The following is a 23,561-nucleotide window of genomic DNA, read 5'->3' on the forward strand; positions in this document are numbered from 1 at the left end:
GTGAAAAGGCCGTCTCGCTTTTTAACGCTTCATAAACCCTTTTCTTAATGCCTTGATAAATAAGCAGATTGGTCGATGGTCCGTCTTCTCTATCATCGTCGTCTCCCGTTTCTCGGTCAGAATGACAGGACGGAATGCGACATTCTGCACGCCGGGAAAATGCATTTCCTTGTCTGTCATCTCCGCTTTCCGGCACGCGGCGCTTGAATTTATGTGTTTTCGACAGCATAGGGCGTTAAAAGGCCATCGCACGGTGCCGGCGCGCCGTTAGGGTGCGTGCATCATTGCAGGGAGAGAAACGTGACAACCATTATCGATGGGAAGCAGGTTGCCGCTTCCGTGATTGACGCCGTGAAGTCGGCGACCGCTGCTCTTCAGGCGGAAGCGGGCATCAAGCCTGGCCTTGCCGTCATCATCGTCGGCGACGACCCGGCAAGCCATGCCTATGTCTCTTCCAAAAGCCGCATGGCCAAGGAGTGCGGCTTCAATTCGATCCAGCACACGCTGCCGGAAGAAACGACGCAGGAAGAGCTTGCTCGTCTCGTCGAGACGCTGAATGCGGACGAAAGCATCCACGGCATCCTCGTACAATTGCCGTTGCCCCGGCACCTTAATTCCGATCCGATCATCCAGTCGATCCGGCCGGAAAAAGATGTCGACGGCCTGCATGTCGTCAATGCCGGTAAGGTTGCGACGGGCGATCTCGATGGCGGTCTGGTTTCCTGTACACCCGCGGGCGCGATGGTTTTCGTGCGGCGCGTCCATGGCGACGACCTGTCTGGCCTGAATGCGGTCGTGATCGGTCGCTCCAATCTGTTCGGCAAGCCCATGTCGGCACTGTTGCTCGCCGCCAATGCGACGGTCACGACGGCGCATTCGCGCACGAAGGATCTCGCCGGCGTCTGCCGCAATGCCGATATCCTGGTTGCCGCCGTCGGCCGGCCGGAGATGGTGAAGGCGGACTGGGTGAAGCCGGGTGCGACCGTCATCGACGTCGGCATCAACCGCGTCGCCGCACCCGAGAAGGGCGAAGGCAAGTCCCGCCTGGTCGGCGATGTCGCGTTCGAGGAATGCGCCAAGGTGGCAGGCGTTATCACGCCGGTCCCGGGTGGCGTCGGTCCGATGACCATCGCGATGCTGATGGCCAATACCGTCATCGCCGCCTATCGCAAGGCAGGCAGGACCCCGCCGAAATTCTGATCCGGCAACGAAGACAGGCGCCCGCGGGCGCCTTTTTCATTTCTGCTGCTTTATCTCTCGGCTGGCGCAGGGCCGGTCGAGGCGCGCACGATGAGATCCGTCTTCCAAAGTTCCTGCTGGGGCAGTGTTTCCAGCTGGAGGATCTGGGCGATCAGCCGGCGGGCGATGCGCTGGCCTGCGGCGCGCAGCGATGAGCGCGTCGTCGTCAGCGGCACCATGAAGTTCTCCGGTTTCAGCATGGGTAGCACGTCGTCATGGGCGACCAGGGAGATATCCGAGCCGATCTTGAGTCCCGCCTGGTTGATGGCCCTGACGGCGCCGAGCGCCAGAACCGTACTGGAACAGAGCACGGCCGTTGGCGGTCCCTCGAGCCGGAGGAAAGCCCGCATGGCGCGAAAACCGTGTTCGTCGGTCATCTGCGCATGGTTCACGCATTCGTCGCGCAGGGTAAGGTCATGCTCGGCAAGCGCCCGCACCACGCCTTTCCTGCGCCTGACGGAAAACGCCAGATAGTCCGGGCCATTGATGAGCGCGAAGCGCCGATGGCCAAGTTGCGTAAGCAGGCGGGCGGCATCGTAAAACGCGCCCGTATTCTCGATGTCCAGATAGGGATAGTCATCCGGTATGCCGATGGATCGCCCATGCACGATGAAGGGCGTTTTTAGCGACTTCATCATGGCGATGCGCGGATCTTTCTCGCGCATATAGGCCAGGAACAACGCATCTACATTGCCGCTCGCCACCAGCCTGCGGCAGGTGGCGACCTCGTCCTCCGGATGGCTCGGATTGATGACGAAATGGAAATCGTGCTTGACCGCCTCGTCACCGAGGCCGGCCAGGAATTCGCCGAAATGTACGTCGGATTCGATACCGTCGGCGGTCGGCATGACAAGGCCGATCGAGCCGGCACGACCGGTGGCAAGGCGCTGGGCGGCGCGGTTGGGACGGTATCCCGTGTCCCTGACCGCATCCAGCACCCGTTGGCGGGTTTCCGCATTGACCTCCGGATAACCGTTCAGCGCGCGGCTCACGGTTGTCTGGGAGAGGCCCAGCAATTGCGACAATTGCTTGAGATTCACATGCTTAGCTTTCTAGAATAATTCGAAGCGCTTTGGATGCCGCCGGCGTCCTCATGCCTTGCGTCGTCGTGGGCCGCATCTAACATCAGAAGAACAAATGGAAAAAGCGGTTTCGGTCATTTTGCGGCGCAAAATGACGCTGCGCTGCATCAACCTCAGTTTTCATGCGTCGCTTTTCGGGGGGCTTGACGAAAGCGGCGGCGAAGTGGGATGAAAGGAAATCCAAAGCGCTTTGAATTTTGGGCTATTTTAGGAAATGCCAGCCCTGGGAGAGGGCGGTTCTGTTTTGGGAGGCAAATCAGGTGAAAAAGACATTGTTGATGACGGCTGCACTCGCTCTCGTGCTGGCAGGCAGCGCCGTCGCGGCCGATTTGAAGTTCAAGCCCGGCGAGGACGCCAAGTTCAACTGGCAGAGCTTTGAGGACTTCGAGAAGGGCCACGACCTCAAAGGGCAGACGCTCACGATCTTCGGCCCTTGGCGCGGTGAGGACGAGACGCTCTTCAAGGCCGTCTACGCATATTTCAGCGAGGCGACGGGCGTCGAGGTCAAGTATTCCTCGTCCGAGAACTACGAGCAGCAGATCGTCATCGATACGCAGGCCGGCAGCCCGCCTGACGTTGCGATCCTCCCGCAGCCGGGTCTGATCGCCGACCTTGCCTCCAAGGGCTATCTGACGCCGCTCGGCGACGAAACGCAGAAATGGCTTCTCGATAACTATGCCGCCGGCCAGTCCTGGGTCGATCTTTCGACCTACAAGGGCAAGGACGGCAACACCGCGCTTTATGCCTTCCCCTACAAGATCGACGTGAAGTCGCTCGTCTGGTACGTGCCCGAGAATTTCGAGGATGCCGACTACGAAGTGCCCAAGACCATGGAAGACCTGAAGGCGCTGACGGAAAAGATCGTCGCCGACGGCGGCACGCCCTGGTGCATCGGTCTCGGTTCGGGCGGGGCCACCGGCTGGCCGGCGACCGACTGGGTCGAGGACCTGATGCTGCGCACGCAGAGCCCGGAAACCTACGACAAGTGGGTGAAGAACGAGATCCCGTTCAATGACGCCGCGGTTGTCGGCGCGATCGATGAATTTGGCTGGTTCGCCAAGAACGACAAGTTTGTCGACGGCGGTGCTGCCGCCGTAGCCTCCACCGACTTCCGCGACAGCCCGAAGGGCCTCTTCGCCTCGCCGCCGAAATGCTACCTGCACCACCAGGCATCGTTCATCCCGTCCTTCTTCCCGGAAGGTACCGTCGTCGGCGAGGATGCGGATTTCTTCTACATGCCGCCCTATGCCAGCAAGCCGGAACTCGGCAATCCCGTCCTCGGCGCGGGAACGCTCGCCATGATCACCCGGGACACGCCGGCCTCGCGCGCCTTCATCGAATTCCTCAAGACGCCGATCGCCCATGAGGTCTGGATGGCGCAGTCGAGCTTCCTCACGCCGTTCAAGGGGGCCAACAAGGAAGCCTATGCCAATGGCCCCATGAAGAAGCAGGGTGAAATCCTCTTGGATTCGACGACCTTCCGCTTCGACGGATCGGACCTCATGCCGGGCAAGATCGGTGCCGGCGCGTTCTGGACCGGCATGGTCGATTTCGTTGGCGGCAAGTCGGCCCCCGACGTTGCCGAAGGCATCCAGAAGGCCTGGGACGCCATCAAGTAAATCCCGGTGAACCGGTCGGCATCCGCCGGCCGGTTTTCAAAAGCATGGAAAGTGCAGCCGGACCTGCGGGTGCTTCGCGAAAGCGCCCGTGGGGACCGAAGTGAACGTCTGGGGAAGGTTCCTGGGGAGGGGTTGCCATGCAGCAGTTGTTATTCGCCATTCTCACGATGGTGGCGGGCGTTTTGGCCTGCGTCGTCTATTTTTTCGGAACGAACTGGCTTCTCGACAAGATCTTCCCCTCCAAGGGGCTGACAGGCCCGCAGGCCTCCAAGAACCTCCGGATCACCAATGCCATCCGGCCATGGCTTTTCATGGCGCCCGCGCTCTTCGCGCTCGGCATATATCTGGTCTATCCCGTCTTCGAATCGGTACGCCTCTCCCTCCACGACCGTTCCGGCCAGCAGTTCGTCGGTCTCAGCAATTTCCGCTGGATGCTGGGTGACGGCGAGTTCCGCCAGTCGATCTTCAACAATTTCCTGTGGCTGCTCGTCGTGCCGGCGCTCTCCACCTTCTTCGGCCTGGTGATTGCCGCGCTGACCGACCGCATCTGGTGGGGTAATATCGCAAAGACTCTGATCTTCATGCCGATGGCGATCTCCTTCGTCGGCGCGGCCGTCATCTGGAAATTCGTCTACGACTATCGCTCGGAAGGGTCCGAGCAGATCGGCATCCTCAACGCCATCGTCGTCGCCATGGGCGGCCAGCCCGAGGCGTGGATGACCATCCCCTTCTGGAACAACTTCTTCCTGATGGTGATCCTGATCTGGATCCAGACCGGCTTTGCCATGGTCATTCTCTCGGCGGCGCTGCGCGGCATCCCGGAGGAAACGATCGAAGCTGCCGTCATCGACGGCGCGAACGGTTTCCAGATCTTCTTCAAGATCATGGTTCCGCAGATCTGGGGCACGATCGCGGTCGTCTGGACGACGATCACCATCCTCGTCCTGAAGGTCTTCGATATCGTGCTGGCGATGACAAACGGCCAGTGGCAGACGCAGGTTCTCGCGAACCTGATGTTCGACTGGATGTTCCGCGGCGGTGGCGATTTCGGCCGCGGTGCGTCCATCGCCGTCGTGATCATGGTCCTCGTCATCCCGATCATGATCTGGAACATCCGCAACGCCACTAAGGAAATGGAGCGCTGAGATGATTGCCACGTCCCGTTCGCCCCTCATCATCGTCGTTCACCTTTCCGTTTTGCTGCTCGTCGCGCTCTGGACGCTGCCGACCGCGGGCCTGCTGATCTCGTCCTTGCGGGATAAGGACCAGCTTGCCGTCTCCGGCTGGTGGACGGCGCTTTCCACCTCCTCGCAGAACCTGACCGGCCGCGCGGCCTCGCCCGAAGCGCAGGTCGAGAAGGATGGCAAGTTCGTGATCACGGGCAATCTCATCGAAGGGGGAACGAGCAAGGTGTCCGCCTTCGGCGTCCGGCCCATGCAGCCCGCGGCGTTCGAGGCCGGCACATCCGCCGATATCGGCGATGGCCAGACCCTGACCGTGAATGAGGACGGCAGCTACGAGATCGTTTCGCCCACGCGGATGGAAGGCACCCGCGGCCAGCGCATCTTCTTTACGGCCGCGGTGCCGCCGCGCTTCACCCTCGACAACTATCGCGAAGTGCTCAATGCCGAAGGCATCGGCGCCTCCTTCATCAATTCGCTGACGGTGGCGATCCCGGCAACGATCATCCCGATCCTCGTCGCGGCCTTCTGTGCCTATGCACTGGCCTGGATGCCCTTCCCGGGGCGCGCGATCCTCATCGCCGTCATCGTCGGCCTGCTCGTTGTGCCCTTACAGATGTCGCTGATCCCGCTACTGAAGCTCTACAATGGCGTCGGCGCCTTCCTCGGGGTGCCTGCAAAGACCTATGTCGGCATATGGCTCGCCCATATGGGCTTCGGCCTGCCGCTCGCGGTCTATCTGCTGCGCAACTACATGGCCGGCCTGCCGCGCGAGATCATGGAGTCGGCCCGAGTTGACGGGGCCAGCGACTTCGACATCTTCGTGAAGATCATCCTGCCGCTGTCCTTCCCGGCACTCGCCTCTTTCGCCATCTTCCAGTTCCTGTGGACCTGGAACGACCTGCTGGTCGCCATGGTCTTCCTCGGTACCGGCAACAACGAGCTGGTGCTGACCGGCCGACTGGTGAATCTGCTCGGCTCGCGCGGCGGTAATTGGGAAATCCTCACGGCCTCGGCCTTCATCACCATCATCGTTCCTCTCATCGTGTTCTTCAGCTTGCAGCGCTACCTCGTGCGCGGCCTGCTGGCGGGATCGGTGAAGGGGGGCTGACAACCATTTCCAGCAATATGCGAACCGGCCGGGCGCTGTCACAGCGTCAGGCCGGCGCGCCCAGACAGGACATATGAGAATGACGACGTCGGGTTCAACGCTTCTCCAGCCGGACAAGGACTGGTGGCGCGGTGCGGTGATCTACCAGATCTATCCGCGTTCCTTTCAGGATACCAATGGTGACGGGATCGGCGATCTTCGGGGCATCACCGAGCGGCTTTCCCATGTCGCATCGCTTGGCGTCGATGCGATCTGGATATCGCCGTTCTTCACTTCGCCCATGCGCGATTTCGGTTACGACGTTTCCGATTACCAGGATGTGGATCCCATCTTCGGCGTACTCTCGGATTTCGATGCGCTGATCGAAGAAGCGCATCGTCTCGATATCCGCGTCATGATCGACCTCGTGCTGTCGCACACTTCCGACAGGCATCCGTGGTTCGTCGAAAGCCGCTCGCGGCGCACGAACCCCAAGGCGGACTGGTATGTCTGGGCGGACTCCCGGCCTGACGGCACGCCGCCGAACAACTGGCTGTCGATCTTCGGCGGTTCAGCCTGGCAGTGGGACCCCACGCGCCTGCAATATTACATGCACAACTTCCTGACCTCGCAGCCGGACCTGAACCTGCACAATCCCGAGGTTCAGGACGCGCTGCTTTCGGTCGCCCGCTTCTGGCTGCAACGCGGTGTCGATGGTTTCCGTCTCGACACGATCAACTTCTACTTCCACGACAAGGAACTGCGCGATAACCCGGCGCTCGCGCCCGAGCGGCGCAATGCGCAGACCGCGCCGGCCGTGAACCCCTACAATTACCAGGAACACATCTACGACAAGAACCAGCCGGAGAACCTGGAATTCCTCAAGCGCTTCCGCGCGCTGATGGAGGAATTCCCCGCGATTGCCGCCGTCGGCGAGGTGGGCGACAGCCAGCGCGGTCTGGAGATCGCCGGTGAATATACGTCGGGCGGCGACAAGATGCACATGTGCTACGCCTTCGAGTTTCTGGCGCCGGAGCCGCTGACCCCGGCCTTCGTGGCCGACACGCAGCATGCGCTGGAAAAGGCGGCCCCCGAAGGATGGGTCTGCTGGGCCTTCTCCAATCACGACGTCGTGCGCCACGTCAGCCGCTGGGGCGCGGGCGTGAACGACCATGAGGCGCATGCCAAGCTGCTGTCGAGCCTGCTGCTTTCGCTGCGTGGCTCCGTCTGCATCTATCAGGGCGAGGAACTGGCGCTGCCGGAAGCGGAGATCGCCTACGAGGATCTTCAGGATCCCTACGGCATCCAGTTCTGGCCCGACTTCAAGGGGCGCGACGGTTGCCGGACGCCGATGGTCTGGGAGAGCAATGACCCGACGGGCGGCTTCAGCGCCGGCAAGCCATGGCTGCCCGTGCCGCCAGCGCATCTGGAGCGTGCGGTCAACCTGCAGGCGGGCGACGATGCCTCGGTGCTTGCGCATTACCGCCGCTTCCTGACTTTCCGCAAGGAGCACGTGCCGCTCGTCAAGGGCGAGATCGAGTTTCAGGTGGCGGAAGGGGCGATCCTCTCTTTCGTGCGCTCGCACGGCAATGAGAAGATTTTCTGCACTTTCAACATGAGCCCGGTCGCGCGCATGGCGGATATTCCCGCCGGCACGCTCGAGGCGCTAGAGGGGCATGGCTTCGCCAGCCTCATGCATGAAGACTATATCGAACTTCCGGCCTGGAGCGGGTTCTTTGCCCGCTTTTTGTAACCGGTCAGAAAACCAGGGGAGGTAGAGACATGACAGGGCTGGTGCTCAAGGATATCCGCAAATCCTATGGTGCCGTGGACGTGATCCATGGCATCGATCTCGACATCAAGCAGGGCGAGTTCATCGTCTTCGTCGGCCCGTCCGGCTGCGGAAAGTCGACCCTGCTGCGCATGATCGCCGGTCTGGAGGAAATTACCGGCGGCGACATGATGATCGACGGCGAGCGCGTCAACGATGTGCCGCCCTCCAAGCGCGGCATCGCCATGGTGTTCCAGTCCTACGCGCTCTACCCCCATATGACCGTCTACGACAACATGGCCTTCGGCATGCGGATCGCAGGCGAAAGCAAGGAGGAGATCGATCGCCGCGTGCGTGAGGCTGCAGATATCCTCCAGCTCACCACCTATCTCGACCGCCTGCCCAAGGCGCTTTCGGGCGGCCAGCGCCAGCGCGTCGCCATCGGTCGCGCCATATGCCGCAACCCGAAGGTCTTCCTCTTCGACGAGCCGCTGTCCAACCTCGATGCGGCGCTGCGTGTCGCGACCCGCATCGAGATCGCCAAGCTCAACGAGCAGATGGCCGATACGACCATGATCTATGTGACGCACGATCAGGTGGAGGCCATGACGCTCGCCGACCGCATCGTCGTACTGTCCGCCGGGCGTATCGAGCAGGTCGGGCCGCCGCTCGAACTATACGAGCGCCCCGCCAATCTCTTCGTCGCCCGTTTCATCGGCTCGCCTGCCATGAACGTCATTCCTGCGAAGATCACCTCTGCCGGCGCAGCCACCGCGCTGGAGCTGACCGGCGGGCGTACCGTCACCGTCGATATCGCGACGGCAGCATCCGAGGTGGGGACGTCCGCGAGCTTCGGCGTGCGTCCGGAAGACCTTCAGATCTCGACCGGCGACGATTTCCTGTTCGCCGGCACGGTGTCGATCGTCGAAGCGCTCGGCGAGGTCACGTTGCTCTATATCGAGGGCCTGGTGCAGGGCGAGCCGATCATCGCCAAGATCCCCGGCATCCTCGACGTCAAGCGCGGCGATACGATCCGCTTCACGGCAGACAGGACGAAGCTGCATCTCTTCAATGCCGCGGGGCAGAGCTACAGGTCTCTTTGAGAGACGGCGTCTGCTGAAAAAAGGCGTCGGACACCGTGTGGAATGGCAGGATTTAGGCCTGCCGTTCAATACGATGTTAAGCCTTGCGATCGTAGCATTTCCCGGTAATGCAGGGCCGGGGCTAGCAGTCTGATGGGATTTTACGGTGACGTATCGCGGGGAAGCTACCTGAACAAGGAAGAGTCCTTCATGTATGATCGGGAAAAAACGTTCCCGATGGAGGACACCTGCAACGAGGCCCGCATCGAATTCACGGAGACCGGCGGCCTCGTCAACCTCGTCTCCCGCCGTGGTGTGATCATCAAGCTGTCGCGCAGCGGCGCCGTGATCACGATGACGACGAAGTTCCAGCTCCCGCGCAATTTCTACCTTGATATCGTCAGCGCCCGCATCCCGATGATCGGCTGCCTCACGCAGCGCGTCTACCCGAATGATGTCGTGGAAGCCCGCTTCCTGCGACTGCTCTCCGACAAAGACCTGCAGCGCATCTTCGTCTATTCCACACACCGCAACCACCAGAACCGGACGCTGGATATCTACGGCTGACTTTATGGGCGTTCGCCCCTCATCGGGCAGCAGGATGAGGGGCCGCTTCCTCGCCTTACGCGAACAGCACACTCGCTCCATGGTCCGCCGGGCCGGCAATCGCGCGGAACGGAGCGAAGAGTTCGCGACCCATGCCGAATTCGTTGCCGGAAAGATCGGCCGCCGCCTGCGGGCGGGCGGCGAATTCGGCGGCATCCACGAGAACCTCGATCGTGCCGTGTGCGGCATCGAGACGGATGAGGTCGCCATCGCGGATGCGGCCGATCGCGCCGTTGTCCACGGCCTCAGGGGTCACATGGATGGCGGCCGGGACCTTGCCGGATGCGCCGGACATGCGTCCGTCGGTGAGCAGTGCGACGCGCTGGCCACGGTCCTGCAGGATGCCGAGCACCGTCGTCAGCTTGTGAAGTTCCGGCATGCCGTTTGCCTTCGGGCCCTGAAAGCGCACGACGGCGATGAAATCGCCCGTGAGTTCGCCGGCCTTGAAGGCTGCGTTCAGGTCCAGCTGGTCGTGGAAGACCTTGGCCGGCGCCTCGATGACGTGACGCTCTGGCTTTACAGCGGAGATCTTGATGACGGCATTGCCGATATTGCCGGTGAGCATCTTCAGGCCGCCGGTCGGCTGGAAGGGTGTCTCGATACTGGCAAGCACCTTCGGGTCGTGGCTGACCTTCGGCGAGGGCTCGCGCAGGACGGTGCCGTTGGCGCCGAGCCGGGCATCGACCGTATAGGCGTTGAGGCCCTGACCGTAGACGGTGCGCACATCGTCATGCAGCAGGCCGTGCTTCAGGAGTTCCTGGATCAGGAAGCCCATGCCGCCGGCTGCGTGGAAATGGTTCACGTCCGCAAGGCCGTTCGGATAGACGCGGGCGAGCAGCGGAACGACATCCGACAGCTCTGAAATATCTTCCCAGGTCAAGAGGATGCCGGCGGCGCGCGCCATGGCGAGGAGGTGCAGCGTATGGTTGGTCGAACCGCCCGTGGCATGCAGCCCGACAACGCCGTTGACGATGGAGCGCTCGTCGATCATCTCGCCTGCCGGCGTGAATTCGTTGCCCTGCGCGGTAATCGCCAGCGCCCGCTTGGCGGCTTCCTTGGTCAGGGCGTCGCGCAGCGGCGTGCCCGGGTTGATAAAGGAGGCGCCCGGCATGTGGAAGCCCATGATCTCCATCAGCATCTGGTTGGAGTTTGCCGTGCCGTAGAAGGTGCAGGTGCCGGGACCGTGATAGGATTTGGATTCGGCCTCCAGCAGTTCCGCGCGGCCGGCCTTGCCCTCGGCAAAGAGCTGGCGCACCCGCGCCTTCTCGTCGTTCGGCAGGCCGGAGGTCATGGGCCCGGCGGGAATAAAGACCGCGGGCAGGTGGCCGAAGGTCAGCGCGGCAATGGTGAGACCCGGCACGATCTTGTCGCACACGCCGAGATAGACGACCGAATCGAACATGTTGTGCGACAGGCCCACGCCCGCCGCCATCGCGATGAGATCGCGCGAGAACAGCGAGAGTTCCATGCCCGGCTGGCCCTGGGTGACACCGTCGCACATGGCCGGCACGCCGCCGGCCACCTGCGCCACGCCGCCCGCTTCCCGAGCAGCCTCGCGGATCAGTGCCGGGTAGGTCTCGAACGGCTGGTGCGCCGAGAGCATGTCGTTGTAGGAGGTGATGATGCCGAGGTTGGGAACGCGGTCGCCTGCGAGCGCGTCCTTCTCGGCGGGGGAACAGACGGCGAAGCCGTGCGCAAGGTTGCCGCAGGAGAGCGCCGAGCGGTGCACGCCGCTGGCAGCTGCAGCACGCACGCGGCCAAGATAAGGTTCGCGGTGCGGCTTAGAGCGTTCGACGATACGGGCGGTGATGGCTTCAATGCGCTTGTCGGCGGACATGGGATTATCCTGACTTCCTCGATTGCATTTTTACACGGCTGGGCGAGCGCGAAAGCTGCCACGATCCGCGGTTCAATGGCGCCATGCGCCGGGCATGTTCGGCTTCAGCCGGCTGAGTGCGCTCCAGAGCATTGAAAGCCGAAGAAATCTCCGGCGTGGGGCAATGCTCTAGGGCGCCCAGTAGATATCGACCGGCGTTGCCGCGCGCCGTAGAACGGCGCGGATCGGCATGTCGGTTTCCGGCCCGTCATTTTCGGCCGCGGCAAGGACGTCCATCTTGCCCTGGCCCTCGATATGAAGCACCAGAAGACGGGCATCCTGAAGGCTGGCGAAGGTGAAGGTGAGGCGGGTTTCGCCGGCACCTTCCGCTTCCATCGTGATGACGCCGCGTGGCGTTTCGGCCGAGATCGCGTTGGCGAGATTGTTGCCGCCGGGGAAGAACGACGCGGTATGACCATCCGTTCCCATGCCGAGAATGACAACATCGAACGGCACGCCAAGCGCTTCGGCGTCTCGCGAGACGATCTTGGCGGCCTCGTCGGCGCTGTCGGCCGCACGGTACAGCGGCAGGAAATTCGCTGCTTGTGCCTTGCCCTGAAGCAGGTTCTCGGCGACGAGCAGATGGTTTGAGCGCGGATTGTCGGCCGGTACGAACCGCTCGTCGACAAGCGTGATCGTCACCTTCGCCCAATCGATGTCGCGCGTCGAAAGCGATTTGAAGAAGGCCTTCGGCGTGGAGCCGCCCGATACCGCGATGGTGGCCTTTCCACGGGCGGTCACGGCATCGGCAAGGGCTGCAGATACGCGATCCGCCAGACCTTCGCCCAGCGCCGCACCGTCCTTGAATTCATGCAGTCTCGCGCTCATCGGCCTTCCTTACGTTTCATGCCAGGTGCGGCCGTCGCGCTCGATGAGGGCGATGGCCTGGCTGGGGCCCCATGTGCCGGCCGTGTAGCCCTGAACCTGCTGGCCGGTCGCTTCCCAGGCCTTGAGGATCGGATCGACCCAGCGCCATGCGGCCTCGACTTCGTCGCGGCGCATGAAGAGCGTCTGGTTGTTCCTGATCACGTCGAGCAGCAGGCGCTCATAGGCGTCCGCATTGCGGGCGTCGAAGGCCTGGGCGAAGCTCATGTCGAGCGAGACGTTGCGCAGGCGCATGCCGCCCGGGCCCGGATCCTTGATCATCAGCGACTGCTTGACGCCCTCGTCGGGCTGCAGACGGATGATGAGCTGGTTCGCCTCGATACGGCCGGCCGAGGGGTCGAAGATCGAGTGCGGGATCGGCTTGAAGGTGATGACGATCTCGGACATGCGCGCGGCAAGACGCTTGCCCGTGCGGATATAGAAGGGAACGCCCGCCCAGCGCCAGTTGCCGATCTCGGCCTTGATGGCGACGAAGGTTTCCGTGTTGGAAACGCCGCCGTCGAGCTCCTCGAGATAGCCCTTGACCGGGCCGCCGGCGGACGCGCCGGCGCGGTACTGGCCACGCACCGTGAGGCGTTCGACATTGTACTGATCGATGGGCTTGAGGGCTCGCAGAACCTTGAGCTTCTCGTCGCGCACGGCCTCCGCATCCATTGAAGAGGGCACTTCCATGGCCACGAGGCAGAGCAGCTGAAGGATATGGTTCTGCACCATATCGCGTAGCGCACCAGCCTTGTCATAGTAGCCGGCGCGGCTTTCCAGCCCGACGGATTCGGCAACCGTGATCTGCACATGGTCGATATGCGCGGAGTTCCACAGCGGCTCGTAGAGCGCGTTGGCGAAGCGCAGTGCCATCAGGTTCTGCACCGTCTCCTTGCCAAGATAGTGGTCGATGCGGAAGATCTGCTCTTCGCGGAACACCTTGCCGATTGTGTTGTTCAGCTCGTCCGCCGACGCGAGGTCGCGGCCGATCGGCTTCTCGACGACGATCCGCGTCTGCTTGGTGATGAGCTTGTGGTCGCGGATCTTCTCGGAGATGTCACCGAAGATCCCCGGAGCGACGGCCAGGTAGAAAGCGCGCACACGCTCCTTGCCCTCGTCGAGCAGCTCCTTCAGCTTGTCCCAGCCTGCATCGGACTTGGCGTCGACCGATACGTAGAACAGGCGATCGCAGAAGATCTTGACCTGCTCATCCTCGAATTCGCCGGGCTTCAGATGCTCCTTCAGCGCATCCACGGCAAATTTGCGGTACTCCGCATCCGTGAAGGCCGTCCGCGACGCGCCGATGATGCGTGTCGGGTCGGAAAGCTGGCCGGCAAGCTGCCGGTGATAGAGGGCCGGTAGAAGCTTGCGTTCCGCAAGATCGCCGGTTCCGCCGAAGACGACATAGTCAAAGGGCTCAACGGGAATGATCTGGCTGCTCATCGGATATCTCGATTTGTTCAGTTGGCGGGTGTTATAATCTAATCGATTTAAAAACGCCAGCGTACCACGCAACAAAATCGACGCTTCGACTCGATCAGAGCTTGTCGCGTAGCGCGTACCACGTCATGGCGAGGAACAGAAGCGGCGAGCGAAACCGCGAGCCTCCGGGAAAGGCCGGGATTTTCAGGGCCTTCAACTGGTCGAGCTCCGCGCTGCCGCCGGTCACGTCCTCCGCGTAGAGCTTGCCACAGTAGTTTGACAGCATGACGCCATGGCCCGAATAGCCGCCGATCGTGGTGATGCCGGGCATGACATCGCGCACATAGGGTTTGCGCGGCATGGTGATGCCGACGGATCCGCCCCAAGCGTGGGTAAGCTCTATGCCCTTGAGTTCGGGATAGACCTCCTCGATCTGCCGGCGGATGGGCGGTGTCATGTCGTCCGGGTTGTCGGAGGTATAGGCCTCGCGTCCGCCGAAGAGCAGGCGACCGTCGCGCGTCTTGCGGAAGTAACGGACGACGAAGCGTGTGTCGGCGATGGATTCGCCGCCCGGAATAATCGACGGAAATTTATCGAGCGGTACGGTTGCGCCGATGAAGGAGCGGATCGGCATGACATGCGCCGCCGTCTTCGGCTCCAGATTGCCGATATAGGCATTGCAGGCGATCAGGGCCCTGTCGGCCCGGATGATGCCGCGCGCCGTCGTGATCACCGCTTTTCCTCCGGCCCGCTCGATCTTGAGGGCAGGGGTACTTTCATGAAGATTGGCACCCGCCTCATGTGCTGCCCGCCCGATGCCGACGATGAGCTTCATGGGATGAATATGGCCGGTGCCGGTGTCGCGGATGCCGAAGAAGAAGCGCTTCGAGCCGACGCGCTCCTCGGTTTCGGCGCGGTCCATGAAGTGCATGTGCGGATAGCCGAAGCGGGTCGCAGCGATCTCGATATGATCGCGGAAGTCCTTTTCGTAGCTCGCCTTGTGGCTCACATTGAGCTGACCGGGCATGTACTCAATATCGAGATTCCGCGCGGCGGCGAAATCGCGGATGTGCTTCTTGGCGTTTTCCGCAAGATCGAACAGCGCTCTGGCGCGCTCGTAGCCGAGTTCGGCTTCCAGTTCCTCCGCCTCGGCACGCTGGCCGGTGCCGAGCTGGCCGCCGTTGCGGCCGGACGCACCGTCGCCGAAGCGGTGCGCCTCGATAAGCGTTACGCGCACGCCCTTGAGGGCGAGGTTATAGGCGGCCTGGAGGCCGGTGAAGCCGCCGCCGACAATGGCGACATCTGTCTCCACCGAGCCGTCGAGGGGCTTATATTCGGGGCGGTCTCCAACGCTTGCTTCATACCAGGAGACGCCGGGTGAAATCGGGCTTTGCCAGGGCATAACGCACACTCATGGGGCAGGAGGCTGCGGCGGCGCACCCGGGCGCCGGCCGCTTCTCGGAAGGTTTCAGGCGGCCCGGACCGCCGGCCGCTCAGACGTTGAGCAGCAGGAACTCGCGTTCCCAGGGGCTGATCACCTGCATGAAGGTCTCGAACTCGCCGCGCTTGACGCCCGCATAGAGCCCGATGAACTCCGCGCTGAGAACATCCGCCAGTGCGGGATCGGATTCGAGCAGCGACACGGCCTCAAGCAGGCCGCGCGGCAGATCGATCGTACCCTCGTTGGCGGTATCCTCCGTGGGAGGGCTCGGTTCGATCTCATTCATGATGCCGAGCAGGCCGCAGCCGAGTGATGCCGCGAGCGCGAGATACGGATTGGCATCCGATCCCGGCAGGCGGTTTTCGATACGGCGGGCGGCCGCATCCGAAACAGGCACGCGGAAGGCTGTCGTGCGGTTGTCGTACCCCCAGGCATTGTTGACCGGTGCAGACATGTCGGGCGTCAGCCGGCGATAGGAATTCACATAGGGCGCCATCATGACAAGTGTTTTCGGCACATAGGCCTGCATGCCGCCAATGAAATGGAAGAACTCCTTCGAGGGCGATCCATCCGTATTGGAGAAGACGTTCCTGCCCGTGTCGAGCTCCACCACCGACTGGTGGATGTGCATGGCCGACCCGGCCTGACCCTGCATGGGCTTGGCCATGAAGGTGGCGTAGATGCCGTGCTTCAGCGCCGCCTCGCGGATCGTGCGCTTGAACAGGAAAACCTGGTCGGCCAGTTCGATCGGGTCGCCGTGGCGCAGGTTGATTTCAAGCTGCGCGGGGCCTTCCTCGTGGATCAGCGTGTCGATCTCGAGGCCTTGCTTTTCCGAGAAGTGATAGATGTCGTCGATCAGTTCGTCGAATTCGTTGATGCCGGCGATCGAATAGCCCTGTCCGCCCTGGATGGCGCGGCCGGAGCGGCCCTTCGGCGGATGCAGCGGATAATCCGGGTCATCGTTGACGGCAACGAGATAGAACTCGATCTCGGGCGCGACGACCGGCTTCCAGCCGCGCTCGCGGTACATCTGCACGACGTTCTTCAAAACGTTGCGCGGCGTATAGGGCACGTTCTCGCCCGTCGATCCGACGATGTCGCAGATCACCTGCGCGGTCGGATCGCTTTCCCAAGGCACCACGGAAAGGGTGGAAAGATCCGGCACCAGCTTGAGGTCGCTGTCGCGCGGCTCGTAACGGAAATTGCCGGTTTCCTCGGGATAGTCGCCGGAGATCGTGTGGCGATACAGCGCCGACGGCAGCGCCAGCGACGTGTTCGAGGTAAACTTCGATGACGGCATCATCTTGCCGCGCGGTACGCCCGCGAGATCCGGCGTGATGCATTCGATGTCTTCAATGCCGCGGGCACGAAGCCAGTCTGCGGCGTCTTTCCAGGTCTTTACTCCGCGTGGCACGCTGATGGCGGGAGGGATTTTGGTGGAGCGTGCTGCTTTCTCTATGGTAGGCGTAACGACTTTCTTCCTGGACGGCATGAGACACCGGGGTTGGTTGATGATGCGCCATCATAGACACAGAATGATGCTTGGCTAGCTCCCCCCAGCGCATCAAAACGGGGATTTCCGTTCTATTTCCTGTTTTCATGCCCGGATTGACATTCCGCTGCGATGGCCGAAAGAGAGGGAAAAAGAGGATTTCAACGTGGCAGAGCGGCGGGACGTCGTCATTATCGGAGCGGGCGCTGCAGGCATGATGTGCGCCATCGAAGCGGGCAGGCGAGGACGTCGTGTGCTCGTTCTCGACCATGCGAAGGCGCCGGGCGAAAAGATCCGCATTTCCGGCGGCGGCCGCTGCAACTTCACCAATATCCATGCCGGCCCGAAGAACTTCCTGTCCGCCAATCCGCATTTCGCAAAGTCGGCGCTTGCCCGCTATACGCCGCGTGATTTCCTCGATCTCGTGGAGCGCCACCGTATCGCCTGGCATGAGAAGACGCTGGGCCAGCTCTTCTGCGACAATTCGGCGAAGGACATCATTGCCATGCTGCTGGCCGAGATGAAGGCCGCGGGCGTCGAACTCAGGCTTTCCACTGCGATCGGCGACATCGACCATGACGGGACGTCCTTCCGCATCTCGACGGAGCAGGGTGCAATCGAGGCCGCCTCGCTGGTCGTTGCCACCGGCGGAAAGTCCATTCCCAAGATGGGCGCCACGGGATTTGCCTATCGTATCGCCGAGCAGTTCGGGCTGCCCGTTATCGAAACCCGTGCGGGTCTCGTGCCGTTGATGCTCGATCCCGCCACACTTGCCGCGCATGAGGGCCTGCCCGGCATCGCGGTGGACGTGGCGGCACGCCACGGCAAGACGGCGTTCTGGGAGGCAGCGCTCTTCACCCACCGCGGGCTGAGCGGTCCGGCCATCCTGCAAATCTCCTCCTATTGGCGTGAGGGCGAGGAGATCGGCCTGCATATCCGCCCCGATCTCGACTTTGCCGCCATCATCGCTGCCGCCCGCAGGCAGAACGGCCGGCAGGCGGTGCAGACCGTTCTCGCCGAGCATATCCCGAAGAAGCTGGCGCAGTTGGTCGTCACCGATCTGGGCATCGACGGCCCGCTCGCCGAACTCTCCGGGAAGCGGATCGATGCGCTGGTGCAAAGGCTGCGCGACTGGCGGTTCCGGCCGCCGGCGTCGGAAGGCTATCGCACGGCGGAGGTCACGCTCGGCGGCGTCGATACGGCCGCACTCGATTCCCGCAGCATGGCGGCAAAGGCGGTGCCGGGGCTCTATTTCATCGGCGAGGCGGTGGATGTCACCGGCTGGCTGGGCGGTTACAATTTCCAATGGGCCTGGGCCTCCGGCCACGCCGCGGGGCAGGAAGCGTGATTCCCGTTCGGTCTTTTACCGTCCGTTAAGACCTCGGGGCGAATGCTCTCGAAATGTCGGCGTTTCCCGCCTTTCGGGATGGGAGACAACATGATGTGGGCCGGCAGACCGGATCATCCGCGTTGCCTGTTGTTTCCACTTAACGGAGTATCGCCTCATGCCTGCCAGACGCCGCCCCGCCCGCGCCATCGCCATTGCCGCAACGGAAGAAACCCGCCGCCGTCTTCTGGCGATCAGCGTCAATTGCGCGCTCGCTGCCATTCTGGTCATCGCACTCGCGCTCATCGCCCTTTGACGTTCAAGCCGGGATAAATCGGTTTAAAAAGTCAGGGAATTTTAAAGATTGCCGTCGATGATCTCTGGATAGGGTTCCGGAAGCCGCGTCCCATGATGGATGTACGCGGCTGGCAATGAATGCTCCCCCGGATACGCGGCATTGCAGCCGCATGAAGTCGGTAATCCGGCGTCCGAATCCTGGGGAGGCTCTGAAAGCGAGCAGGGGTGGAGCACGCCGACAATGGATGTTCCGCCATGTTTATTGATCGCATTCTTGCCCGTTTCAAAATCCAGACCAAGGTTCTGGTCTTTATCCTGCCGTTCGTACTGAGCATTTGCGCCGTCGGCTTCACCGGCCTTTATGCCACCGGCCTGCTTCAGGGCCGCATGGAGATTTCCAACAGCGTCCTCCAGTCGCTCAGCGGCTTCAAGGATGTCTATGCCAGCATGAACCGCTTCCTGCAGGATACCAGCAAGGAGACCCGTGATGAGGTCAATCAGCGCCTGAAGGCGCAGGTTACGCTGCTGCGCCAGACCATGGACGGCCTGACACCCGATGTCGATGCCTCCAAACTGCTCGACGCCCAGAAGCAGACCAAGGACATCGAGGCGCGCATGGAGGGTCTGTGGCTTCTCTATACCCGCGAGACCCGTCTGCATGATGCAATGGGCAAGAGCCTCAATTACCTTGCCGCCGAACAGATCAAGATTCTCGAGGAGGCGACCAAGCTGCAGCGGTCTGTCCGTCAGGACGAGAATAGCGCAAAGAGCATGCTGCGCGAGGCGGACCGCCTGACGAATGCAAGCCGGTTCTTTGCCGATTTCCTCAGCGATGTCACCAAGGCCGCAACGCCGGATGACAAGCTGAAGATCGTCAAGGAGCGTTACCCGCTCATTTCCAAGACCGAGCGCTCGATTGCGGCCATCCTGCCGAAGAATCAGAAAGTCGTGTCCACTACCATCCGCACGACAATCGACGAACTGGGCGGCTACCTGACCTCGAGCGATCCGGCCGATGTCACGATTCCCGAGATCGGGCGCCGCATCAACCGCTTCCGCCAGATCGCCATCCAGCTTCAGGGCGGCGCGGTTGAGAAGATGCGCGAAGCGACCCGCATTTTCGGCGAGCTCGACGAGCCGATCATCAAGTCGGAAGCGGTGCTGTCCGCTACGCGCAAGCTGGTCAACTCGATCTATGACGTCGAAATCATCGCCGCCCGTTTCCTCGGCGACACCTCCGAGGAAAACCGCACCAAACTTCTGGCCTCGCTCTCCATCGTGACGAGCGAGATCGCCACCCTGCGCGGCAGCGCCAACGGCCTGGCCTTCTTCGACGCTGTCGGGGAAGCGGTGACACCCGTCATAGACAAGATCGCTGCCGACAGCGCCACGCTGGTCAAGATCAGTACCCAGCGCACGACCGATTTCGATGTGGCCGGCCAGTCCATCGACAGCATCTGGAACCTGCTCAGCCAGTTTGCCGAGGAGCAGAAGACCAGCGCCGGCTCGGAGCGCGAGAAGGCCAATCAGGTGTCGGTTCTGGCGACCGTCGTCGGCGCGGCCATCGCCGTGCTCGCCGGCATCGCGCTGGTGCTGACGCTGAAGGGGCCGATCGGGCAGATCACCGGCGCCATGCGCCGACTGGCCGACGGTTTCCTCGATACTGGAATATCCGGCCAGAGCCGCGCCGACGAAATCGGCGACATGGCCCGTGCCCTCGGTGTCTTCAAGGAAAACGCCCTGTCCAAGATCCGTGTCGAGGCCGAAAGCGAGCAGCAGCGCGCCGAGGCTGAGGCCGAGCGCCGGCGCAATGACGCCGATAAGCAGGCCATGGATCAACAGATCGACTTCGCGGTCAACGCGCTCGCCGCCGGCCTTGGCCGCCTGGCGCAGGGCGACCTGTCGCGCCAGATCGAGACGCCGTTCTCCGGTCGCCTCGAGCAGCTGCGCCAGGACTTCAACGTCTCGCTCGTGCGCCTTCAGGATACGCTCGGCCAGATCCGCAACAATGCCCTGTCGATCCAGCGCAGCGGCGCCGACATGCTGCATTCGGCCGATGCGCTTTCCAAGCGTACCGAATCGCAGGCTTCATCGCTGGAAGAGACCGCGGCCGCCGTCGAGCAGATCACCGCGACCGTGCGGTCCTCCGCCGAGCGGGCGCATGAGGCGAACCTCGTCGTCGGCGCCACCAAGCGCAGCGCCGACAATTCCGCCGGCGTCGTCAGCAACGCCATAGACGCGATGGGACGTATCGAGGGGGCTTCGCGCCAGATCGAGCAGATCATCGAGGTCATCGACGATATCGCGTTCCAGACCAACCTTCTGGCCCTCAATGCCGGTATCGAGGCTGCGCGTGCGGGCGAGGCGGGCAAGGGCTTCGCCGTTGTCGCGCAGGAGGTGCGGGAGCTGGCGCAGCGTTCGGCGAGTGCCGCGCGCGAAATCAAGGTGCTCATCGAGAAATCGACGAGCGAGGTGAATGCGGGCTCGCATCTCGTGCAGGAGACCGGCGCCGTGCTTGCCGCGATCAGCCAGCAGATCGTCACCGTTAGCCACCATGTGGACATGATGGCGACGGCAAGCCGCGATCAAGCCGCCGCACTCCAGGAGGTCAACGGCTCCGTCAACCAGATGGACCAGATGACCCAGCAGAACGCCTCGATGGTCGACGTCACGACGGCGGCAAGCCGAAAGCTCGCGGGTGAAGCCGACACGCTGATGATGCTGGTCGAGCAATTCCGCCTCGAAGCGGAAGAGCACGATCAGAACGCCTACCGCGCGGCCTGATACTTCCGCCGTTAACCAAGAAAAGGCCTGGGTTTCCAGGCCTTTTTTATGCGTAGACGTCCCGATTTGCAGGATGTTGCGGCGGATTTTCAGTTTTTCTTATACGTTTGATTTTTATCATTTCGGGACAACAGGAGCCCGACAATGAGCAAGGTATTCCGATCTTCGATCGCCTATCAGTATGCGGCGATGACCTTCGCCTTCATCTTTCTCAGTGCCGCCGTCATCGTTGGCGTCATGCACTACAATCTCAGAAACTATGTGCTTCAGGATGCGGCTAACGACGCCCATGACGCCACCCGCAACATGGCCGTTCTCTACGATGCCGTTGTCGAAGGGGCTTCCATGGAGCTGAAGGACGGCGCGCTTGCGGCCGTGAAGAGCGAGGCGATGCCGGAGCTTGCGAACCACGATCTCGTCGATCGCACCGCCAGTTCCATCGCCGGAGTTGCGACCGTTTTTGCCAAGCAGGGAACGGACTATGTCCGCATCTCGACAAACGTGAAGAAGGAAGACGGCAGCCGAGCGACGGGCACGAAACTGGCTGCCGAGCATCCGGCTCAGGCCGCGCTTGCCAAGGGCGCGCCATATTTCGGCCCCGCGCAGCTTTTTGGTCGCGACTTCATGACCGGGTACTTCCCGGTCAAGAATGCAGCCGGTGCCAATGTCGGATTGCTTTTCATCGGCATTCCGATGGAGGTCTATTTCCAGAAGATCCACGACCTGCAGCTTCGCGCGATCATCGCGGGCGGCGTTTCCATGCTGCTCTTCGGCTGTCTCGCCTATGTCGCCGTGCGCCGGGCGACCCGCCCGCTGCGGTCGCTGATCGGTGCGGTCGGCGCGATTGCGCAGGGGCGCCTCGACACGGATATTCCCTGCCGGAACAAGGCCAATGAGTTCGGCCAGATCGCGCGTGCGCTGGAAGTTTTCCGCGAAAATGCGCAGCGCCGGATCGAGATGGAGGCTGTCGCCCAGCGTCAGAACGAAGAGGCGGCAGCCGAGCGCGAAAAGGTGGATACGGAAAAGCGCGACACGGACCGGCAGATCGATTTCGCCGTCAACCAGCTGGCAGCAGGCCTCGGTCGTCTCGCACAGGGCGATCTTTCCGAGACGATCGACGTGCCGTTTGCCGGCCGGCTTGAACAGCTGCGGCAGGACTTCAACGATTCCCTGTCGCGCCTGCAAGGCACACTCGGCAGCATTCGCGCCAACGCGATTGCGATCCAGTCCAGCGGTGCCGAGATGCGCCGGTCCGCCGACGATCTGTCGCGTCGCACGGAATCGCAGGCTGCCTCGCTCGAGCAGACTGCTGCGGCCGTGGACGAGATCACCGTCACCGTCCGCTCCTCCGCCGAACGCGCGCAGGAGGCCAACAGCCGGGTCGCTGAAACCAAAGCGAGCGCCGACAGCTCCAGTGCCGTGGTCACCAGCGCGATCGAAGCGATGGGGCGGATCGAAGAGGCCTCGCGGAAGATCGAGCAGATCATCGAAGTGATCGATGACATCGCCTTCCAGACGAACCTGCTTGCCCTCAATGCCGGCATCGAGGCTGCACGGGCGGGTGAAGCCGGCAAGGGCTTTGCGGTCGTCGCACAGGAGGTGCGCGAACTGGCGCAGCGCTCGGCAGAGGCGGCCAAGGAAATCAAAGGCCTCATCGACAAGTCGACACAGGAAGTCAGCACGGGAGCAAGCCTGGTGCAGGAAACAGGCGCGGTCCTTGCTGCGATCAGCCGCCAGATCGTCGGCATCAGCGACCACGTCGCGCTGATTGCGACGGCCAGCCGGGATCAGTCCGCAGCTCTGCAGGAGGTCAACGGTTCCGTCAACCAGATGGACCAGATGACCCAGCAGAACGCGTCCATGGTGGAATCGACGACGAGCGCAAGCCGTCATCTTGCAGGTCAGGCGGACGAGCTGATGGCACTGATCGGCCAGTTTCGTTTTGAGGCGGGAGAGCGCGATTCCGGGGGGCGGACAGCCCGCGCGGCCTGAGCATGCCGGGCCACGTTTCTGAAGGGAACGCCAACCCCTTGCCTCCCTCATCCAATCCCGCCCTGAAACGAAAATCCCCGGCGCAGGGAACGCCGGGGATTTTCCTTGACTGGATTATGCCTGTCAGCCGCGACCCTGCGTCACGATGACAGGGATCAGCAGGTCGCCCCAGTTGCCCTCGCCACCATGGTGACGGGCGGAGCGGACGAGCTCCACCGACACGCCGGCCTCGACCGCCTTCATGACGGACTGGTTGAGGCGGTGCAGGTCGTTGGCGACCATGCGGATCATGGCCTGCTGATCGGATGTCATGGCGGACGCCTGTTCTTCAGCACGTTCCTTGACGCGGGTCTGGACTGTCATGGCATTTCTCCTCTTGTAATCAGGGGTTCT

Annotated in this window: 19 protein-coding genes; 11 read left to right on the forward strand and 8 right to left on the reverse strand. The window is 62.4% G+C overall.

Features of this window, described 5'->3' with window-relative positions; translation table 11 throughout:
• Positions 1-21: 21 nt before the first annotated feature.
• Positions 22-180, reverse strand: coding sequence for a hypothetical protein (locus tag MKI86_RS09920; RefSeq protein WP_241600500.1), 159 nt, complete (start codon positions 178-180; stop codon positions 22-24).
• A 120-nt stretch (positions 181-300) separates the two neighbouring features.
• Between MKI86_RS09920 and folD the strand changes: the two genes are divergently transcribed.
• On the forward strand, positions 301-1,200 hold the full coding sequence (folD, locus tag MKI86_RS09925; protein WP_241600503.1) for a bifunctional methylenetetrahydrofolate dehydrogenase/methenyltetrahydrofolate cyclohydrolase FolD: 900 nt from the start codon (positions 301-303) through the stop codon (positions 1,198-1,200).
• Positions 1,201-1,250: 50 nt separating this feature from the next.
• Here the strand turns inward: folD and MKI86_RS09930 are convergent, their stop codons facing one another.
• A complete protein-coding gene (locus MKI86_RS09930) occupies positions 1,251-2,279 on the reverse strand; it encodes a substrate-binding domain-containing protein (protein ID WP_241600505.1) in 1,029 nt (342 codons plus the stop codon).
• Positions 2,280-2,599: 320 nt separating this feature from the next.
• Here MKI86_RS09930 and MKI86_RS09935 point away from each other — a divergent pair, with 320 nt between their 5' ends.
• The 6 genes from MKI86_RS09935 (at position 2,600) to MKI86_RS09960 (ending at position 9,631) form a co-directional block, all read left to right on the forward strand.
• On the forward strand, positions 2,600-3,940 hold the full coding sequence (locus tag MKI86_RS09935; protein ID WP_370879942.1) for an ABC transporter substrate-binding protein: 1,341 nt from the start codon (positions 2,600-2,602) through the stop codon (positions 3,938-3,940).
• A gap of 137 nt (positions 3,941-4,077) precedes the next feature.
• The gene (locus MKI86_RS09940) at positions 4,078-5,085 is read left to right on the forward strand and encodes a carbohydrate ABC transporter permease (RefSeq protein WP_241600510.1); all 1,008 of its coding nucleotides are present in this window, start codon (positions 4,078-4,080) and stop codon (positions 5,083-5,085) included.
• A gap of 1 nt (position 5,086) precedes the next feature.
• A complete protein-coding gene (locus MKI86_RS09945; RefSeq protein ID WP_241600512.1) occupies positions 5,087-6,232 on the forward strand; it encodes a carbohydrate ABC transporter permease in 1,146 nt (381 codons plus the stop codon).
• Positions 6,233-6,311: 79 nt separating this feature from the next.
• On the forward strand, positions 6,312-7,964 hold the full coding sequence (gene bglA, locus MKI86_RS09950) for a beta-galactosidase BglA (protein WP_241600513.1): 1,653 nt from the start codon (positions 6,312-6,314) through the stop codon (positions 7,962-7,964).
• Positions 7,965-7,993: 29 nt separating this feature from the next.
• A complete protein-coding gene (locus tag MKI86_RS09955) occupies positions 7,994-9,085 on the forward strand; it encodes an ABC transporter ATP-binding protein (RefSeq protein ID WP_241600515.1) in 1,092 nt (363 codons plus the stop codon).
• A 132-nt stretch (positions 9,086-9,217) separates the two neighbouring features.
• Positions 9,218-9,631, forward strand: coding sequence for a hypothetical protein (locus MKI86_RS09960; RefSeq protein ID WP_241600517.1), 414 nt, complete (start codon positions 9,218-9,220; stop codon positions 9,629-9,631).
• Between the two features lie 55 nt (positions 9,632-9,686).
• Here MKI86_RS09960 and edd read toward each other — a convergent pair whose 3' ends face one another.
• The 5 genes from edd to MKI86_RS09985 all read right to left on the reverse strand — a co-directional run bounded on the left by edd (position 9,687) and on the right by MKI86_RS09985 (position 16,768).
• On the reverse strand, positions 9,687-11,507 hold the full coding sequence (gene edd / locus MKI86_RS09965; RefSeq protein WP_241600519.1) for a phosphogluconate dehydratase: 1,821 nt from the start codon (positions 11,505-11,507) through the stop codon (positions 9,687-9,689).
• Positions 11,508-11,675: 168 nt separating this feature from the next.
• On the reverse strand, positions 11,676-12,374 hold the full coding sequence (gene pgl, locus MKI86_RS09970) for a 6-phosphogluconolactonase (protein ID WP_241600521.1): 699 nt from the start codon (positions 12,372-12,374) through the stop codon (positions 11,676-11,678).
• A gap of 9 nt (positions 12,375-12,383) precedes the next feature.
• Positions 12,384-13,856 (reverse strand): glucose-6-phosphate dehydrogenase, encoded by a 1,473-nt coding sequence (zwf, locus tag MKI86_RS09975; protein WP_241600523.1) that lies wholly within the window; start codon positions 13,854-13,856, stop codon positions 12,384-12,386.
• Between the two features lie 94 nt (positions 13,857-13,950).
• Positions 13,951-15,237: an NAD(P)/FAD-dependent oxidoreductase gene (locus tag MKI86_RS09980; protein WP_241600525.1), complete on the reverse strand. Its 1,287-nt coding sequence runs from the start codon at positions 15,235-15,237 to the stop codon at positions 13,951-13,953.
• A gap of 91 nt (positions 15,238-15,328) precedes the next feature.
• On the reverse strand, positions 15,329-16,768 hold the full coding sequence (locus MKI86_RS09985; RefSeq protein ID WP_241600534.1) for a glutamine synthetase family protein: 1,440 nt from the start codon (positions 16,766-16,768) through the stop codon (positions 15,329-15,331).
• Positions 16,769-16,934: 166 nt separating this feature from the next.
• Here MKI86_RS09985 and MKI86_RS09990 point away from each other — a divergent pair, with 166 nt between their 5' ends.
• From MKI86_RS09990 to MKI86_RS10005, 4 genes are all read left to right on the forward strand, one after another.
• Positions 16,935-18,116, forward strand: a complete 1,182-nt coding sequence (locus tag MKI86_RS09990) for a BaiN/RdsA family NAD(P)/FAD-dependent oxidoreductase (RefSeq protein ID WP_241600536.1) — start codon at positions 16,935-16,937, stop codon at positions 18,114-18,116.
• 157 nt (positions 18,117-18,273) lie between these two features.
• The gene (locus tag MKI86_RS09995) at positions 18,274-18,411 is read left to right on the forward strand and encodes a hypothetical protein (protein ID WP_241600538.1); all 138 of its coding nucleotides are present in this window, start codon (positions 18,274-18,276) and stop codon (positions 18,409-18,411) included.
• 236 nt (positions 18,412-18,647) lie between these two features.
• On the forward strand, positions 18,648-21,176 hold the full coding sequence (locus tag MKI86_RS10000; protein WP_241600540.1) for a methyl-accepting chemotaxis protein: 2,529 nt from the start codon (positions 18,648-18,650) through the stop codon (positions 21,174-21,176).
• A 144-nt stretch (positions 21,177-21,320) separates the two neighbouring features.
• Complete coding sequence (locus tag MKI86_RS10005; RefSeq protein ID WP_241600543.1) at positions 21,321-23,168, forward strand: methyl-accepting chemotaxis protein; 1,848 nt, start codon at positions 21,321-21,323, stop codon at positions 23,166-23,168.
• Between the two features lie 123 nt (positions 23,169-23,291).
• Here MKI86_RS10005 and MKI86_RS10010 read toward each other — a convergent pair whose 3' ends face one another.
• Positions 23,292-23,531, reverse strand: a complete 240-nt coding sequence (locus MKI86_RS10010; protein WP_069059911.1) for an SMc00767 family acetate metabolism repressor — start codon at positions 23,529-23,531, stop codon at positions 23,292-23,294.
• Positions 23,532-23,561: the final 30 nt, after the last annotated feature.

The sequence above is a fragment of the Shinella sedimenti genome, assembly GCF_022601905.1.
GTDB lineage: Bacteria > Pseudomonadota > Alphaproteobacteria > Rhizobiales > Rhizobiaceae > Shinella > Shinella sedimenti.

What these genes read in the sequence shown, in the direction of transcription:
- bglA (WP_241600513.1), top strand. Translation starts at nt 6,312, where the DNA reads ATGACGACGTCGGGTTCAACGCTTCTCCAGCCGGACAAGGACTGGTGG.
- MKI86_RS09935 (WP_370879942.1), top strand. Translation starts at nt 2,600, where the DNA reads ATGACGGCTGCACTCGCTCTCGTGCTGGCAGGCAGCGCCGTCGCGGCC.
- MKI86_RS09945 (WP_241600512.1), top strand. Translation starts at nt 5,087, where the DNA reads ATGATTGCCACGTCCCGTTCGCCCCTCATCATCGTCGTTCACCTTTCC.
- MKI86_RS09985 (WP_241600534.1), bottom strand. Translation starts at nt 16,768, where the DNA reads ATGCCGTCCAGGAAGAAAGTCGTTACGCCTACCATAGAGAAAGCAGCA.
- MKI86_RS09955 (WP_241600515.1), top strand. Translation starts at nt 7,994, where the DNA reads ATGACAGGGCTGGTGCTCAAGGATATCCGCAAATCCTATGGTGCCGTG.
- MKI86_RS10000 (WP_241600540.1), top strand. Translation starts at nt 18,648, where the DNA reads ATGTTTATTGATCGCATTCTTGCCCGTTTCAAAATCCAGACCAAGGTT.
- MKI86_RS09960 (WP_241600517.1), top strand. Translation starts at nt 9,218, where the DNA reads ATGGGATTTTACGGTGACGTATCGCGGGGAAGCTACCTGAACAAGGAA.
- MKI86_RS09980 (WP_241600525.1), bottom strand. Translation starts at nt 15,237, where the DNA reads ATGCCCTGGCAAAGCCCGATTTCACCCGGCGTCTCCTGGTATGAAGCA.
- MKI86_RS09920 (WP_241600500.1), bottom strand. Translation starts at nt 180, where the DNA reads ATGACAGACAAGGAAATGCATTTTCCCGGCGTGCAGAATGTCGCATTC.
- zwf (WP_241600523.1), bottom strand. Translation starts at nt 13,856, where the DNA reads ATGAGCAGCCAGATCATTCCCGTTGAGCCCTTTGACTATGTCGTCTTC.
- MKI86_RS10005 (WP_241600543.1), top strand. Translation starts at nt 21,321, where the DNA reads ATGAGCAAGGTATTCCGATCTTCGATCGCCTATCAGTATGCGGCGATG.
- MKI86_RS09995 (WP_241600538.1), top strand. Translation starts at nt 18,274, where the DNA reads ATGCCTGCCAGACGCCGCCCCGCCCGCGCCATCGCCATTGCCGCAACG.
- edd (WP_241600519.1), bottom strand. Translation starts at nt 11,507, where the DNA reads ATGTCCGCCGACAAGCGCATTGAAGCCATCACCGCCCGTATCGTCGAA.
- pgl (WP_241600521.1), bottom strand. Translation starts at nt 12,374, where the DNA reads ATGAGCGCGAGACTGCATGAATTCAAGGACGGTGCGGCGCTGGGCGAA.
- MKI86_RS09940 (WP_241600510.1), top strand. Translation starts at nt 4,078, where the DNA reads ATGCAGCAGTTGTTATTCGCCATTCTCACGATGGTGGCGGGCGTTTTG.
- MKI86_RS10010 (WP_069059911.1), bottom strand. Translation starts at nt 23,531, where the DNA reads ATGACAGTCCAGACCCGCGTCAAGGAACGTGCTGAAGAACAGGCGTCC.